This is a genomic window from Pedobacter sp. AC379, assembly GCF_979258145.1.
In genome coordinates this window covers 4,002,661-4,020,357 of sequence record NZ_OZ409839.1, presented here as the reverse complement: position 1 = coordinate 4,020,357, position 17,697 = coordinate 4,002,661, and the positions used below count along the sequence as shown (strand labels likewise).

Below are 17,697 nucleotides of genomic sequence, written 5' to 3'. Positions count from 1 at the left end.
TCAGCTTGAATTATCAGAGCAACGGGGTCAAGGTCAAGGATGTAGAAGGAAGTGGCGGGATGGGGTGGAATGTTCAGGCCGGTGGGGGGATCTACAGGGTTTTGCGGGGACTTCCCGATGACTCGAAATTGGACAATTTGGGGAATCAGCGGTTGGGTTGGCTCAACAATAACAACGGCTCGAAGATCAATTCATTTTCCATCCTTAATGATAACAGTCAGGGGACCTGTGTAGATGAAACAAACGATATTGCTTATCTGAACAATAACTTTTCTGACCTTTCGGATACCGAGCCTGACGTTTTTATTGTAAATGTGCCGGGTCTTAACTGCAAATTGGTTTTTGATGCCGATCATAATATCAGGACAATTCCATATATGGACATCAAGGTATCCTATGAACTGGAAACGGATTTACCATTGAATTCTCCAAAGTATGGGCGGATTAACAGATTTATCATTATAACCGCATCTGGAACAAAGTATACTTTTTCAACGGTTGAAACCTCAACCAGACAGACAGTTCCTTCGGGGCCGGCGTCAATTGTTTTTTTTAAAAGGGAATTTGAACAATATAAAAACGGGATTGATTATGTAAGCAGTTGGTATATCAACAGTATCAAAGATGCTGGCGATATCGGATATGATTTTTCTTATTCCGGTGAAGGGCGGTCTTATGGAAAGAACAGGCTTGGGGTTTCACAGGGGACGGCGAATACAGCCGTTTACCCTTTCACTGTAACCTTATCAAGCAATAGCCCGATGCTCAGTAAGATCGGTTTTGGTGAATGGAACGATGTTCCGTTATCCCAAGGGGTAAATTTTTATTACAGCTATGCATCGGCTTCCGGTGTACCTGTTATTGATTCGATCAGTGGGGTGGGCAAAAGTTATTCCTTTGGTTATAATTCCTATAGGCCGAACAATAATGCAGCCCAGGCCCGTACGTTTCTTAATTCGGTCAGCCTTGGCCGCAAGCTTCAGTTGAGTTTTGATTATAATGGCATTTTGACCGGCAATTCTTTGATCAATCTCCCGGACTCGGGTTCGAAGGCGATCGATGTTTGGGGTTATCACAATGGAAGTTCTGCATCCACGCTTCTTCCACAGGTTTACATCAACCCTTCAAATGCAGGTTTTGAACGTTACCGGAATATAGGTGGTGGATCAGCCGGTGTTTATAACTATACGGTTCCCGGAGAGGCCAGGGCTGTCAACTACAGTGCAATGGTTGCGGGAATGCTCTCAACGATTACCAACAGCGAGGATGGGGGCACTAATTCTTTTGAATATGAGCCTAATGATTACTTTGATCAGACTGCGGGACAGGTTATTCAGGGAGGGGGGCTAAGGGTGAAAAAAACTACTTCTACCGGCGATGGGGGAAATGATATTGTAACCAATTACAGTTATCTGGATCCAGCAACAGGATTATCCAGTGGAAAGCCTATCACTGTTCCACTTCTTTCATTTACCACTCCATATTATGGTTCCGGTACCACCGAAAGTATGCTCCAGAATTCTGTTATGAGACTGGAAGAGAATATTTCACAGGAAGAAAGCCGGATATTGTATCGGGCGGTCAAGGTTTCACAGCCGGGAGCGGGAAGTTCTCTGTACGAATATACATTGCCCGCGACAAACTGGGACAATAGCTGGGGTGCTGACTGGACGCCGACAGTGACTTATTATGGCAGGACGACATGCGCAGTCGGTGGGTATATGGCCACTGAAAAAAATGCATATCCTTTCGCACCGAATGCCAATTACGATTTTGAACGGGGATTGATCAAAAAACTTGCAAAATATGATGAGGCTGGAAACAAGGTAGCAGAATCAATATACAATTATCAACGTACCGGAGCCCCTGTGATGATCAGTGCGTTGAAGTTTGAAGAGAACGGAAATGGGATTTCCTATGCGAAATATAGTATATTTTCAAGCGTTGGGAACCTCACTGCTCGGGAGGAAAATACTTTATATTATCCCACTTCCGCAAGTCCTGAAAACCGTACAACTACAGATTACAGCTATAACAGTGCATTCCACAAAGAATTGACAATGAAGGAGCAGACACAAAGTGATGGAAGCATCACCAGAAGCTATTTTAAGTATTTGAGGGACTATTCACCAGTACCATCGGCAGATCCAATGGTACAGTCTATGTACAATATGGTTTCCAATGGTCTAAACTTACAGGTTGAGTCTTATAACCAGGTGGAACGGAACGGGGTAAACCGTACTTTTTCCGGTGCATTGACAAGCTTTAAAAGATGGGACCTTAAGTACCGCAGCGATCTTAACCTGTCGGAGAACCGGCTTGGTTTTCAAAGCCCAATGGGGCTGAATGATTTTCAGCCTTCGACAGTCATTAATGGAATATTTTCCAAAGACAGCCGTTACCGGTTTAAAGAGCAGGTATTAGGATATGACATGGCCGCTAACGTTGCAACTTCGCTCATTGACGGGGTAAAAATAAAAGGTGTAGTCACAGATTACCTGATCTCATTACCCGTTGCAGTTTTTGAAAATGCTTCGGTTTCAGAAATTGCCTACGAGAATTTTGAGGCGCGGTTCGTGGAAACCAATTTTGGTGTTAATGGTCATGCTCCGGAAAATGGCACCGGTGGGGTAGGAAGTTTTGTATCGCCCGCCAGGTCGGGCAACCTGGCCCTAAGTACGCCTGCAGGGACTGTCTTTTCGCGCACGGTCAGCAAACTGGAATCCAGAAAAAACTATGTTTTTTCCATCTGGATGAAAACCACCAGTACTGGATCGATCAGCATCGCACTTAATAGTACATTGAGCGGTGCGACGGCTTACACGCTTCCTTATACAAATACTGCTGGGCGCTGGAAATATTTTGAAATCAAGGTTCCTGTTGCTAACATGGCTTCTTCGTTCACAATTTCCTTTCAGTGCTCTACGGCGGCGATTTTAGATGATATCATTTTTTACCCTGCCGAGGCAATAGTGTCAACCATCGGGTATGATAAAGATTCATTTTTGAAGACTTCGTTGACCAATACCAATGGAAAGGCTGAATATTATCTTTATGACAAATTTCAAAGGCCGACCATCGTTCTGGACAATGATAAAAATATTAGGATCAGGAAGACCTATATATCAAAAACGGATCTGAATACTTATAATGCATCCATCGTCTATGATACGGGCAGTACAAACACAAACGTCCCGATCGCTTTTTCCGATGGTGAAGGTTTCGCTTCCAGCACCGGTGGGAAGGTGTATACCTGGAATTTCGGTGACGGCACGCCGCCGGCAAGCAATACGCAGCTTCAGGGACAGATATCCCATACCTATACCCAGCCGGGTACGTATACGGTCACTTTAACGAAATACCTGGAACCTTATGGAACTACCTCAGCTACCAGGCAAGTGACAGTGACTAACCTTTCGAGTCAGGTGCATGCAAATGCTTATGCGACAATGACCGTGAAATTCTACCAGGGCGCGGTGCTTAAGTACACGCTTACCAATGCAGGTGGAGGGATTTCAGTTGATCCGGGTACATATAACATACAGATTGTTGCCCCGGGCCAGTATACTTCAAGCAATCCGTCCGGTTATAAATCTGTCAAGTACGATGGGTATACGACCCCTACCACGGGACTGTTCTCAGGCTGCCAGCCGTCTCAGCCCGTAAATAATTATACGTATTTATTTAACGGGATCAACCTTACCGGCAAAAAGGATATCACTTTCAGTCTTGGCAGCAGCCCATGTTCATTAATAGAATAATAACCTATAGCGTTAGATACATGAAAATAAAATATTTATCCGTCCTTATAATATCATTATTAATTATAGCAAGCGGCGTGGCCGACGCGCAGAACCGTAGTTTTGTTCAGGAGGATGTGGTCAAGGTCTCCGGCGTTTTTACCGATGTGCAGGTCTCAGGTCTTAGTGTGGGCCAGCGCAATACAACGAGGATTTACTATGATGGTATGGGAAGGCCGATACAATCCGTAGCGCTTTCTGCAAGTCCAGGCCAGAAGGATATTGTCCAGCCTATGGTTTATGATAATCTGGGTCGGCAGGTTACTGCTTATCTGCCATACGCTTCCGCTATTGCAGGGGGCGGTTATAGGAGCAATGCTATTAACGAACAATTGAGCTTTTATCAGACTTCGGGGCAAAAGACTGCGATGGACAGCAATCCATATAGCCAGAAGGTTTTTGAGAACAGTCCTTTGCAACGCATATTGCAGGCTGGAGGGATAGGCAATGGTTTTCAACCTGGACAGCACTTTAAAACCCTCTCGACCCGCTCAAATCTTGCAGGTGAAACGGTATGGAGGCGGGAACCGGATGGTACATATCAGGGGAATTATGCACCGGGCGCGCTTATGGTGACCTCTGGAACGGATGAAGAGGGTGCTCAAACACTCATCTATACTGATCAAAATGGTAAAACAATACTTAAGAGACAATTACTCGCGCAGAACGGGGCGACATGGGCAGATACTTACTACGTGTATAATGATCTTGGTGGACTAGTTTTTGTAATCCCACCAAAGGCAGTAGCGCTGATGGATGGCTATGGCAATTACAGCCTGCTGCAACCAGATGTACAAAAGTTGCTTTTTTCCTATGTTTATGATGATAAGGCTAGGCAAGTGGAACGCACTGTTCCGGGCGGGGGAACAATTTATATGGTTTATGATGCTTTTGATAGACTGGTACTGGCGCAGGATGCTAACCTCAGGTCTCAGCAGAAGTGGAATTATATTAAATATGATAGCAGAAATACTCCAGTGGCACAGGGGATTTATTATAATGCGAGCTACCTTTCCAGGACCGCTATGCAGGATTATGTGAATGGGCTGGATTTCGTTGCAAATTCCTCAGAGCAGCGAAGTAGTGATGCTGCTATCGGTTATTATACAAACGCCTGTTTTCCGAATTTGGATATTGAGCCTTTGGGCTACGCTTATTATGATGATTACGATCTCGATGGAAATGGTGCTGCAGACTATGCTTACCAGAACCAGGGGATGGCGGGAGAAGTACCGCAGGCTGATTACAGCAAGGGAATGCCCACAGTTTTGAGAAAACGAAGTGTCGGTAATGGTCTAGCTAACATCTGGCTGACTACTGTCTTGTTTTATGATGTCAACGGCAACCAGATTCAGGAACAGACAAATAACCAACTGAACGCAGTGGTGAATAGTTCAAGTACAAGCGTTTTCGATTTTAGTGGCAAGGTAATCAGGAAGAGGGGCATACAGGTGGCTTCAGTGACGACGGTGGTGCAAACCGAGTATTCTTATGACCATTGGGACAGGCTTAAGACCGTGGATGAAGGTTATAACTGGGGCACACTGGTTAGGATCGGGGCTTATGAATACAATGAGATGGGGCAACTGATCGATAGGAAACTTCATAGTACAAACGGTGGCGGAAGCTACCTGCAGTCAGTCGATTACCGCTACAACATTCAGGGTAAGCTTACGAGTATCAATACCAGTAATTTGGGGACAGATGATCGGAACGATGATAATAATGATTTGTTCGGGATGGAGCTGTTGTACAATCGAGGTGATGCGGAAATCGGCAGTAACGGCTTATTTAACGGAATGATTTCTGCCTTAAAATGGAAAGTAAATGCGCCGGGCGTAGCGACGGCCAACGAACGGAGCTACCGTTTCACTTATGACAAGCTTTCGAGGCTTAACGCTGCTGTATATGCTGAACGTAACGGTGGCAGTACATGGAACAATAACGGCGCTTTTGATGAAAAGAATATCAGTTATGACCTAAACGGAAATATATTAACTTTACAGCGGAATGCAATATGGAACGGTAATATTGTTGCAGTGGACGATCTGAATTATAGCTATGATGGGAACCGCTTAAGCAATGTTTCTGATGGCTTTGGTGGAGCTTATGGGCTATTCGGCTTTAAAAACCTGACCGGATCGGGAGAGGGCTACGGATATGATGCTTCAGGCAATATGACTGGTGATGCAAAAAAAGGCATCAGTCTCGGTTATAATGTGTTGAACCGTACAGATAGGGTGACTATCAATTCTGCAAACGGCAGGTACATTGACTATACTTACGAGGCTGGGGGTGGACTGATCCGTAAACAGGCTTTTGATAATTATAATCTGGTGAAGACCACCGACTATATCGGTGGCTTTGTATATGAAAACAATGCACTGTCTCATTTTGGTATGGCAGAAGGCAAGGTGCGTAACAACGGTGGTACGCTTAAGCTGGAGTACATGATCAAGGATCAGCAGGGTAATGTGAGGGTGAGTTTGGAAGAAGTGAACGGGGTTGCTGTGGTAAGACAGGAGAACAGTTATTATCCATTTGGGCTGACGATGCCGGGAAGCGTGATGCCGACCGCCGCAAATAGAAAACTGTATAATGGCGGTAGCGAATGGCAGGATGATTTTGCCGATCTTCCTGATCTGCAGCAGACTTTTTACCGGATGTACGATGCAGCGCTGGGCAGGTTCGTGGCGGTGGACCCAATGCCGGAAGCGAGTGAGAGCCTGGGGACTTACCACTATGCCATGGATAACCCGGTGATGTTCAACGACCCGATGGGGGATATTTCTCAGCGGTTATGGGATAAAGTGCTGGATTTTGCCCAAAATGGTGTTGGCATGATGCAGGGGATCGGAGTACGTTATTATGATGATCAAGAGAGTCCTATCGGATACTCAAATGGTGGCAATTATGGATATTGGACCAGCAGTGAAACGCCAGAGAGTGGATATGCCACTTACTTTAATGCATTGACAGGCAAATTTGAGAAAAGTGTAAATGTTGGGGGAATTCAATCAACATGGCATGAATTGAGCTTTAGAGATCCAAATATAGTGAATGGAGACATGATATTAGCTAAAATGTGGATACACAGTCAGCTAGGCATGGAAGCCCCCTTTAATATTGAAGCTTCGACATTGGATTTTAGTATGTATAACCAAAAGCAGCTTGGACTTGAGAATATGAAAGTTAATGAAACAAGGATGGTCAATCTCTTTGCTGGTGGCGTAAATTCGAATTCATTAGCCTTTGGAAAGATAGAAATGACGGCTATTGGGAAGGATCAATTTCGGATTTCCGATAATATGTTTGATTGGAACATTGAAAGGGACCAATATAAAAATGCTATTATTTCTAATCGGAATTTAGGTACTGCTGTTGGCTGGTGGACCACACATTTTCTACCGGTAAGCTTGGTTTTGGGTGGTGATTTTAATGTATCGTTTTCAGGATCAGTCAAAATAAAAAAATAAGAATGTATGAAATATAGGTTAAGAAAGATTTTGTTTTTGTTGTTTGGCGCAGCAGTTGGAACAATACTGGGCTGTACTGAATATCAACCTACAAGTCTAGGGAATGGATATGTTGTCGATTTTAATACTAGAGGAGCGAAGCTATCTATATTAAATTCAAAAAATACTGTTCTAGTGGAATCGCAGGTTCTTGGCTATGGATTCGATTCAAGATATATTGTTGCTTCCCAAAGACCATGGGACAGTATCCCTGAATGTAAGTTTCTTAATGGAGAAAGCCCAGATCAATGTAAACTAGCATTCGAAAAAAGCATTTTTTGTCAATATTGGATCATTGATAAAGAAACCGAAAAAATATTGGGTCCTTACAATTTAGACCAGTATAACGAAAAACATAAACAACTTGGAATTAAAAGCGAAATCAAATTGGAAAGCAGATAAATTTTCCATAGATGGAATTAATATAAAGTATAACGCATGGAGATTTAAAGATGGTACATGGAATATTGGCTCAGTAAACCCCCAAGATAAATGATGAAAAGATTATTAAAACAGGAAGAGATCAATCTGATTCGATGGCTGATTAGAGATGCTCTAGAAGGTATTAAAATCAAAAACGAATTAGCAACAGTTTTTGTTGAGGAAATGGAAGGATGGGTAGCTTAAGAGTAGTTTCCGATAAGGAGCGCTTTTATTCAAGAGATATCGGTAAAGCTGAAATGCTTGATGAGGACGGCATTCCTTTAATAATTAGTGTAAATATTGATACGAATGGAAATTTTTTTGAACTCGATATATGGAAAGTTGATTTTTCTCCTCTGAAGAAAATTCCGGATATACCAGAAAGGTATGTGTAATGGTATGTAATCTTTAATTTGCTTTATGTTTGGATTATTCAAGAGGAAAAAGATTCAATCTTGGGCAGTAGAGCTTTTAGAAAATACGCTCAAAGCTCTACTGGAATTGCAATAGTTTACTGGAGTTTTATTTTTGTCACATCATTTTTATTTAGAAGCATTATTTCAGGTGGAGTTGCTACACCACCCCAATGCTGGGTATCGATTGAAGTAGATAGCCGAAGCCCGTCGCCCTGATCGGGTTTCTTTTGACGGATGATGTTTCGTTGTTAAATTTCGTCACCTGTAAAAGGGCGTTCATGGTAAAAAAGCGATCGTTCGTCAAAAAGTTTATGGGCATTTCGTTTTTTTCTTGACATTGGCCGTTATTTAATGATTTGGTTACTTGTTAGTAGCCATTATCGTCGATAAATCTATAAGCGTTTATGAAAAGGATTATTTTATTTTCCCGTTTTTTTTTGCTAGCCCTGTTATTCTTTAGCAAAATTGTCTATTCACAATTGCCGGTTGCATCGGTCAATAATCTTACCGGCGGGGGAACTGTGAGTATTCCGTTACACCAATTACAGATTGGAAAAATTTCTATGCCTATCAGTGTTTTCTACAATGGTAGCGGAATCAAAGTGAAACAGGCCGAGGGAAATGCAGGGCTTGGCTGGAACCTGCAGGCGGGGGGAGCAATTTACCGCCAATTGAGGGGGCTACCTGATGAAACACAAAAAGATGATCAGGGAAATCAGCGTTTAGGCTGGCTCAACAATACGAATGGGACAAAGATCAATGCTTTTAATATTATAAACGATAACAATCAGGCGACCTGTGCGGACGAGGCTACAGACCTCGGATATATCAATAATAACTTTTCTGATCTTTCAGATACTGAGCCTGATGTATTTATTGTGAGTGCTCCGGGGCTTGATTGTAAACTTGTATTTGATGCAGACCATACGGTAAGAACAATTCCATATATGGATATTAAGGTGAGTTATGAGCTCGATTACACCGTTCCGCAGCATTATTCCAGTTACGGGAGGATTAAAAGTTTTGTAATTACAACCGCATCAGGCACAAAGTATGTTTTTGCTGCCTTAGAAACAGCAAGGAAAGCAACAAATTCTTCAAATCCAAACTCGATCAATTTTTTTAAGCGTGAGTACCAGCAGTTCGAGAATGGAATCAGTTATGTTGCTGCCTGGAAGCTGACAAGTATAAAGGATATTGGAGGCGCTGGTTTAGATTTTTTTTATACAGAGCCTACTTTCACCGGTGGGACGGATAGGGTTGCATTGAGTCAGGGCACAAGCAATACAACATTATATCCCTTTGCCATTACCAATTGGACTTTTGCTATTAATCTTTCCAGGGTTACCTATGGTGGGTGGGATGATGTAGCTTATGAACAGGGCTTAAATTTTTATTACCATAACGCTCCGACCTCGAATGTTCCGTTGATCGATTCTATTACCGGAATGGGGAAAAAATGCGTCTTTCAATACGACTTTTATAAATCTAATAATAATGGCAACGTTTACCGTTCACTTTTGATGAATGTTTCCGCTGGTCAGAATGATCTTTTATCCTTAGGGTACAATGGCTTACTAGAAAATGGAAATATAAACCTTCCGGACTCTGCATCGGTAGCCGTAGATGTTTGGGGGTATTACAATGGGAGTACGGAAACATCCTTGCTCCCTCAGGTTTACATAAACCCAACCAGTTCGGCCTATGAACATTACAGAAATATTCCGGGAGGGAATCCAGGGGTATTTAGTTATGTCATTCCAGGTTCGGTAAGGCCGGTTTCGCAGTCTTCCATGATGGCCGGGACGCTTGCCACGATATATTCACGGTATACGGGAGGCAGTACCCGGTTGGAGTATGAACCCAATGATTATTATGATGCAACGGCTGGAACGGTAGTACAGGGCGGTGGTTTACGAATCAAAAAAATCAGTTCAACAGACGGAACTAATCCTTCTGGCGATATTATCACCAACTACAGTTATGTTGATCCGACAACTGGGCTGTCTAGCGGAAAACCTGTAAATGTGCCTTTGTTATCTTTTACTACCCCGTTTTATGGATCTGGAACAGCAGAATATATGCTACAGAACTCGGTAATCCGTTTGGAAGAAAATATCTCCCAGGAACAAACGGGGGTACTCTACAGTCACGTGCGTGTTTCGAAAGCAGGAATAGGAAGTTCTCTTTATGAGTATCTGCTGCCGGCTACCAATTGGGATGCTAGCTGGGGCAGCGACTGGTTTCCAACGCTAAATAACTTTGGAAGAACATCTTGTGTCAGCGGTGGCTATATGACCAATGAAAAAAATACTTACCCTTTCGCGCCGAACACAAATTATGACTTTGAAAGAGGGCTTCTTAAAAAACTTGCGCAGTATGATGAGAATGGGCACAAAGTAAGGGAATCAGTTTATAACTATGCCAGGACTGGATCGCCTTTGGTAATCAGTGCCCTAAGATTTGAGGAAAATGCAGGTGCAATGGCTTATGCAAAATATACTGTTTTTTCTGGAGTGGGTAATTTAACCGTTCAGGAAGACAATACGGTTTTTGATGCGCCATCACTAAGCCAGGCGAACCATACCACAACGAGTTATACCTATGGCAGTTCAGCGCATAAGGAAGTAACAACAAGAACCCAGGTGCTGAGTGATGGAAGTATCACAAGGGCTTTCTTTAAATATATTAAGGATTATAGTGCTTCTCCATCGACTGATCCATTTGTACAATCGATATATAATCTTTCGCAGCAAGGAATAAACATTCCATTGGAGTCTTATAACCAGCTAGAGCGGAATGGCGTAAACCGGACAATATCGGCATCACTTACGGGATTTAAAACCTGGGGATTTTCTTATCGTCCGAGCCTAGATCTACCGGATAGCCAATTTAATTTTCTTAACGCTGTCGGGGTGGGCGATTTCCAGCCTTCATCTATTTCTGGTGGTGTCTTTTCCAAGGATTCAAGATATATTACTAAACAGCAAATACTCGATTACGACAGGAATGCTAATGCAACAACGACTCTTGCAAATGGAATCAGCCGAAAAGCGATGATCACTGACCAATTGAACTCCCAGCCTGTGGCTGTTTTCGACAATGCGGGGATTAGTGAGATTGCTTTCGAAAACTTTGAATTTCATTACCTGGAAACTAATTTTACTTATAGTGTTAATCCAAGTAATAACAGTTTCGTCTTACAGCCAAGGTCAGGAAATTATGCATTTAATATAACTCCTGATAATGTGCTCTCAAGATCAATTACGAAGTTGGCTGGAAGAAAGTATTACATTTTTTCTCTGTGGATGAATACCGCTGTTTCAGGAAACATCAATATTTCCCTAAACGGTATTTCGACAGCTTTCCTGCCATACCCAAATACTGAAGGACAGTGGAAGTATTATCAGGTCAAAGTACCTGTTGCCAACCTTCCGGCTAACTTTACGCTATCTTTCCAGTGTTCCAGCGCTGCGCTGATTGATGATATTATTTTTTATCCCGCAGATGCAACGGTATCCAGCTTTGGATACGATAAAGATTCTTTTCTGAAGACCTCCGCTACGAATACCAATGGAATTGCGGAGTATTATCAATATGATAAATACCTCAGGCTGAATAATGTGTTGGATCAGGATAAAAACATTGTATTGAAAAAGACCTATATATCAAAAGAAGATCAGGATAATTTTAAAGCTGAAATCGGGGGATACCAAAATCCGCTGGTAAATTATCCCTATACGTTTATAGATGGTAGCCCTGGTACTACTTGGAATTCAGCGGGAATTTCCTATACCTGGAACTTCGGAGATGGTACCGGTACACAATCCACCAGTCAGCTTTTTGGTCAGCTATCACATACCTATGCTGCCGCAGGAAGTTACGTAGTAACGTTTACAAAAACCCTGCAGCCATTTGGGACCGTTAGTGCCACCCAAACAGTTGTCGTGGGCAATTCTACCGATCCGGTAAAGGTTTATGGTGCTGGTACAATGACGTTGACATTTTCTCAGAATTCGGTAATCAAATACGTTTTTAATACTGCTGATCTTGCTACTGGCATGTCAACGGTAGAGCCTGGTGTATACGATTTGAGGCTTGCTGCAAGTGGACAATACTCCTCGTCAAATCCATCTGGATACAAGGCTGTTGGCTACCATGCTTATTCGACCCCAAATACTGGTTTAGTTGAGGATTGTCGAGCATCTATGCCAACTTCAAATCAATATTATTTTAATGGATTAAATCTTACAGGAAAGTACTCCATTAGCTTCTATATGGATACTAATGCAACATGCATACCTAACGAAATTGAATAACAAGGTCAAAAAGAATTCAACCATGAAGATACAATATATATTCACAACGCTATTATTGGCATTAATTTCTTTGGTTGGCTCTGTTTTTGGACAGAACCAGAGCTATATCCAGGAGGATGTGGTAAAGGTGCCGGGAATAAGTACAGACGTTCAGGTCTTTGCGCTCCCGGTAGCAGACCGGACGACGTCGCGTACCTATTTTGACGGTCTGGGCAGGCCTGTTCAGTCTGTCGCCGTGGGGGCGAGCCCTGGCGGAAAAGACATTGTCCAGCCTGTTGTATACGACAACCTTGGGAGGCAGAGCATTAGTTACCTGCCCTATGCCTCGTCAAATGCGGGCGGGGCATTCAGGACGAATGCAAGCTCAGAGCAGTCCAGTTTTTATGCAACCACGGGGCAAAAAACGGCGGTTGATGCAAATCCATACAGTCAGCAGCTTTTTGATAACAGCCCATTGCAGCGGGTATTTCAGGCAGGGTCTTTTGGTAGCGGTTTTCAGCCTGGTCAGCACCAGTCAGGGTTTGTCTACCGGACGAACCTTTCCAGCGAAACCGTCCGGAGATGGAATGCGGATGGATCGGCCAATGGCATCTTTGATGCGGGCACGCTCTCTGTAAACGGGGCAACTGATGGAGAAAACGGTCAGATTATGGTCTATACCGATAATAACGGGAAAACGATGCTAAAAAAGCAGCTTTTGGACCAGGGAGGCGTAACATGGGCGGAGACCTATTATGTTTACGACGATCTTGGTCAACTGGTTTTTGTGGTGCCGCCCAAGGCTGCAGCACTTATGGACAGTTATGGGAACTACAGCCTTCAGCAGGCAGAAATACAGAAACTACTCTTTGTTTATGTTTATGATGACAGGGGCAGGCAGGTTGAACGGACGGTTCCGGGGGGCGGCACCAGTTACCTGGTGTACGATCCTTTTGACAGGGTCGTGCTTGCCCAGGATGCAAACCTGAGGTCACAGCAGAAATGGAACTATATCAAATATGATAGCCGTAACATTCCGGTGATGCAGGGTATTTATCATAACGGCAGCTATACAACAAGGTCGTCGATGCAAGGGCTGGTGAACGGTCTGGACTTTTCGGTCAATAGGGCCGAGGAACGGAACGGGGATGGGGCGAACGGTTATTATACCAATAACTGTTTCCCGAACTTGGAGATAGAGCCTTTGGCCTACAGTTATTATGATGATTACGATCTTGACGGTAATGGTTCGGCCGATTATACCTATCAGAACCAGGGCATGGGCGGAGAAGGCGTACAGGCTGCTTATATTAGCGGAATGCCGACGGTAGTGAGAAAACGCACTGTGGGCAGCGGTCTTTCCAATGTCTGGCTGACCTCTGTGATGTTCTACGACGCAAAAGGAAGATTGATCCAGAGCCAGAGCAACAACCAACTGAATTCAGCAGTGAGCAGTACAAGTACGACCGTTCCGGACTTTACCGGAAAAGCGGTCAGGGCGAGAACGGTGCAGGTAGCCTCGGTAACGACCGTTGTGCAGACCGAATATGGTTATGACCACAGGGACAGGCTCAAAACGGTGGATGAGTCCCATAACTGGGGAACCGCGGTAAGGGTCGGTGCTTATGAATATAACGAGCTTGGACAGCTGGTGGACCGGAAGCTGCACAGTACCAACGGTGGCGGAAGTTACCTGCAGTCTGTTGATTACCGTTACAACATCCAGGGGCAGATGACCAGTATCAATAACAGTAGCCTAAGCGTAGATGAGCGGAACGATGATTACAACGATGTGTTCGGGATGGACCTGTTGTACAGTCAGGGAGATGGGGGCATTGGTAGTAGCGGTTATTTCAATGGGATGCTTTCTGCGGTAAAATGGAAAGTCAATGCACCGGGTGTGGCTACGGGCAATGAGCGGAGCTACAGGTTTGTGTATGACAAACTGATGCGGCTGAACGCGGCTGTTTATGCAGAGCGCAGCGGTGGCGGTGCCTGGGACGGTAATGGAGCGTTTGATGAAAAGAACATCAGTTATGACCTTAACGGAAATATCTTAACTTTACAGCGCAATGCGGTATTGAGCGGGAACATTACGGCGGTGGATGACCTGAACTATAGCTACGATGGAAACCACCTCAGCAATGTAAGCGATGGAACAGGTGGCGCCTATGGTATCTTTGGTTTCAAGAACCTGACCGGTTCTGGAGCGGGTTACGCTTATGATGCCTCGGGCAATATGACCGGTGATGCGAAGAAGGGCATCAGCCTTGACTATAATATACTGAACCGTACGGATAAGATAACGGTAAATACTGCACCGGGGAGATATATCACCTATACCTACGATGCAGGCGGGGGGCTTATCCGTAAGCAGGCCTTTGATAACAATAGCCTGGTGAAGACTACCGATTATATCGGAGGCTTTGTTTACGAGGATAATGTGCTGTCCTATTTTGGTATGGCGGAGGGCAGGGTCCGCAACAGCAGCGGTACGCTGAAGCTGGAGTATATGATCAAGGACCAGCAGGGCAATGTGAGGGTGAGTTTTGAGGAACAGGGCGGTGTAGCGGTGGTAAGGCAGGAGAACAGTTATTATCCGTTTGGACTGACGATGCCCGGAAGTGTGATGCCTACGGCAGCAAACAAAAACCTGTACAACGGTGGCAGCGAATGGCAGGACGACTTTGGAGATCTACCGGATCTGCAGCAGACGTTTTACCGGATGTACGATGCGGCACTGGGCAGGTTTATATCGGCTGATCCGATGGCGGAGGCGAGTGAAAGCATGACTGTTTACCAGTATGCGCTGAACAGCCCGTTGATCTTCAATGATCCGCTGGGGGATAAGGCAGATCATAGCGGATATTGGGACAATATTATCTCCCAGATGCAGGCCGGCTATTCCGGACATTATTCGGCCAGTTCAGGATGGTCTACCTATAGTTCATCTGAGGATGCCTTTTATGGTGGGGCTGAGAACATGCAAGCCACTGGGCAATGGGGTCTTTATAACGGCTGGGCAACCGATTACATTTCGGCAGCTAATGAGTATAATAGCCTTGTTGGAGACGGTGCCCATGTTACTACAAATATAAATGATGGATATATTCAAACAACAGCATGGTATAGAGATGCTGGAGGTAATGGGGCTACGGTTAATGGGAATAGCGCATACGGAATAATTTACAAGGTAGGTATGAGTGCCTCAGATGGCACGCCTGAAAGAAAAGGTGTTGGGCAGCCGGGTTTGGTTGAAAGTATGGTTCCGGTGTGGGGCAATGGAAGGGCTGCCTTAGATCACTATCAGAATGGAGAATACTGGCAGGCTGCAGCCTATAGCGCATTGGCCGTTTCTGATGTTTTTATGGTGAAAGCCGCAATTGTGGCTGTTAGTAAAGGAGCATTGGGCGCAGTAGCTAAGGGAGGAAGCCATTTAGTATATGAAGGATTAGATGCAGCAGGTAAGGTTAAGTATGTTGGCATTACAGGCAGAGACGCAGCCGTCAGGTTCGGAGAGCATCTTAATTCTGGTACAGCAAAATCATTTTTGGATTTTCGTATAATAGACGGAGCAACAGGTTTGACAAGAACTCAAGCTAGAGTTTGGGAACAGACGCTAATCAACCAATATGGGATAGGAAAAAAGGGCGGTCAGCTTTTAAATGAAATAAACTCAATAGCACCTACAAAATGGTGGAAATACGGTATTAAATAATATGGCGAGAGCAAACACAAAAATAGGGGATGTCTTTTCTGTTAAGATAGACGATAATAATAAAAAATACTTTCAATATATCGCCAGCGATCTCACGCAACTCAATAGTGATGTGATAAGGGCTTTTAGGGAAGCATTCCCGCTTAATCATAGCCCTGATTTATCTGAAATTGTAAAAGGAGAAGTTGAGTTTTATGCCCACTGCATTACAAAACTAGGTTTAAAGATGAGTCTTTGGGAACTTGTTGGAAATATAGATGAGATAGGAAACACCACTGATATTGTATTTAGAGACACAAATGATTATGGTTCAAAAGTTGGAGAAGAATCAATCAAGGTATCTTATGAATGGTACGTATGGCATATAAATGACAATGATTTTACACGTGTCGGGAAATTGAAGGACGATAACCGAAAGGCACATATCGGTATTGTAATGAATCCTTTGGGTATTATAGAACTTTTAAAGGGTAATAAATATCCTATTAATTATCCTGAATTTGATTAAACAGAGTTCGCATGGTCTGAGCTTCTGGCTTTTGGGCAATAATATTCTTGTTAGCGTTCCGGTAAAGACCGCATTGTGGCTGCTAGTAAAGGAGCGGTCGGCATCGCAGCGACAAGCAGTATATTGGTTGCTAAAGGCGTCGGATCAACAGCAGCGAATCTGACAGAACACTTGCCTATACAAGAAGTTATATCTCCTAGTCTCAATAAAAATTGCATTGACACGGATGAATCATAGGAGGCGGCTTGGTTGGAAATAAAATGCAATTTATAACTATGAAATAAATTTTTTCGACTCTCTCACTGCCGAGCTAAAGCTAGGTAAAAGTTGGAGTGAAGAAATAATTTTGTATGGTGACAGTGAATCAACTTGTATCAGGCTTTTTAAGGACGACAAAAAAATAGTTGGAGCCGACGTACGCTTAGATTTTAGGTATGATTATTCTGAAATTTTAAATTCTGTAATTGAATTTTGCTATTTGAACGACTTTATTATTTTGGACGGTCTTGAGATATTGGATTTAAATGCAACAGCTATCAGTCATCGTATTGAAAATTCTGAACAACTCATTACCTACAAAAAGCTGTTTGGATAATCGCCGATCTAGTCTTAGCTCGCTAAGACCAAAATGTAAGTTACATAACAAAGCCCAACAGTTTAAAAATGTTGGGCTTTGTTATTTGTGCGCCCGGCATGGCAATCGACTATAGGGTTAGAGTCCCGAACACGCTTAGCAGTAGGAAGTGTTAGCCAGAGACAAGGGTGTCGTGGGTGACTGCGAATCTGAAGGAAGTCCGCGGCAAATATGGGGGCTTACGAACAGAAACTGTATATGAGGCGGATCTAGTCCGGGTGATGTTGCCCAACAAACAGAAGCCCGATACTGCACGGGGACTATTACGTATATACAGAGGCCACATCCATAGGAAGTAGATTGTCTTACCCCGGGAGATCTGAATGAGTTCTGTAAAGTGTAAGCGCGATTACAGGAGAAGCAACACTTAGCGGGGACGCTAAAT

General features: G+C 43.8%; 8 protein-coding genes. All 8 read left to right on the top strand.

Annotated elements, in window-relative coordinates; translation table 11 throughout:
* The first annotated feature begins 5 nt into the window (after positions 1-5).
* The 8 genes from ACZZZW_RS17505 to ACZZZW_RS17470 all read left to right on the top strand — a co-directional run bounded on the left by ACZZZW_RS17505 (position 6) and on the right by ACZZZW_RS17470 (position 16,678).
* Positions 6-3,761, top strand: a complete 3,756-nt coding sequence (locus tag ACZZZW_RS17505; RefSeq protein ID WP_463495307.1) for a PKD domain-containing protein — start codon at positions 6-8, stop codon at positions 3,759-3,761.
* Positions 3,743-7,276: a DUF6443 domain-containing protein gene (locus ACZZZW_RS17500; protein ID WP_463495305.1), complete on the top strand. Its 3,534-nt coding sequence runs from the start codon at positions 3,743-3,745 to the stop codon at positions 7,274-7,276. Before ACZZZW_RS17505 ends, ACZZZW_RS17500 begins: the two co-directional genes overlap by 19 nt.
* A 6-nt stretch (positions 7,277-7,282) precedes the next feature.
* Positions 7,283-7,717: a DUF3997 domain-containing protein gene (locus ACZZZW_RS17495; protein WP_463495303.1), complete on the top strand. Its 435-nt coding sequence runs from the start codon at positions 7,283-7,285 to the stop codon at positions 7,715-7,717.
* A 90-nt stretch (positions 7,718-7,807) separates the two neighbouring features.
* Positions 7,808-7,942, top strand: coding sequence for a hypothetical protein (locus tag ACZZZW_RS17490; RefSeq protein WP_463495302.1), 135 nt, complete (start codon positions 7,808-7,810; stop codon positions 7,940-7,942).
* Entirely contained in the window at positions 7,930-8,133 is a 204-nt protein-coding gene (locus tag ACZZZW_RS17485) for a DUF6984 family protein (RefSeq protein ID WP_463495300.1), read from the top strand. Before ACZZZW_RS17490 ends, ACZZZW_RS17485 begins: the two co-directional genes overlap by 13 nt.
* Before the next feature lie 425 nt (positions 8,134-8,558).
* Positions 8,559-12,473: a PKD domain-containing protein gene (locus ACZZZW_RS17480; protein ID WP_463495298.1), complete on the top strand. Its 3,915-nt coding sequence runs from the start codon at positions 8,559-8,561 to the stop codon at positions 12,471-12,473.
* Positions 12,474-12,495: 22 nt separating this feature from the next.
* Complete coding sequence (locus ACZZZW_RS17475) at positions 12,496-16,170, top strand: DUF6443 domain-containing protein (RefSeq protein WP_463495296.1); 3,675 nt, start codon at positions 12,496-12,498, stop codon at positions 16,168-16,170.
* A 1-nt stretch (position 16,171) separates the two neighbouring features.
* Positions 16,172-16,678, top strand: coding sequence for a hypothetical protein (locus tag ACZZZW_RS17470; RefSeq protein WP_463495294.1), 507 nt, complete (start codon positions 16,172-16,174; stop codon positions 16,676-16,678).
* Positions 16,679-17,697: the final 1,019 nt, after the last annotated feature.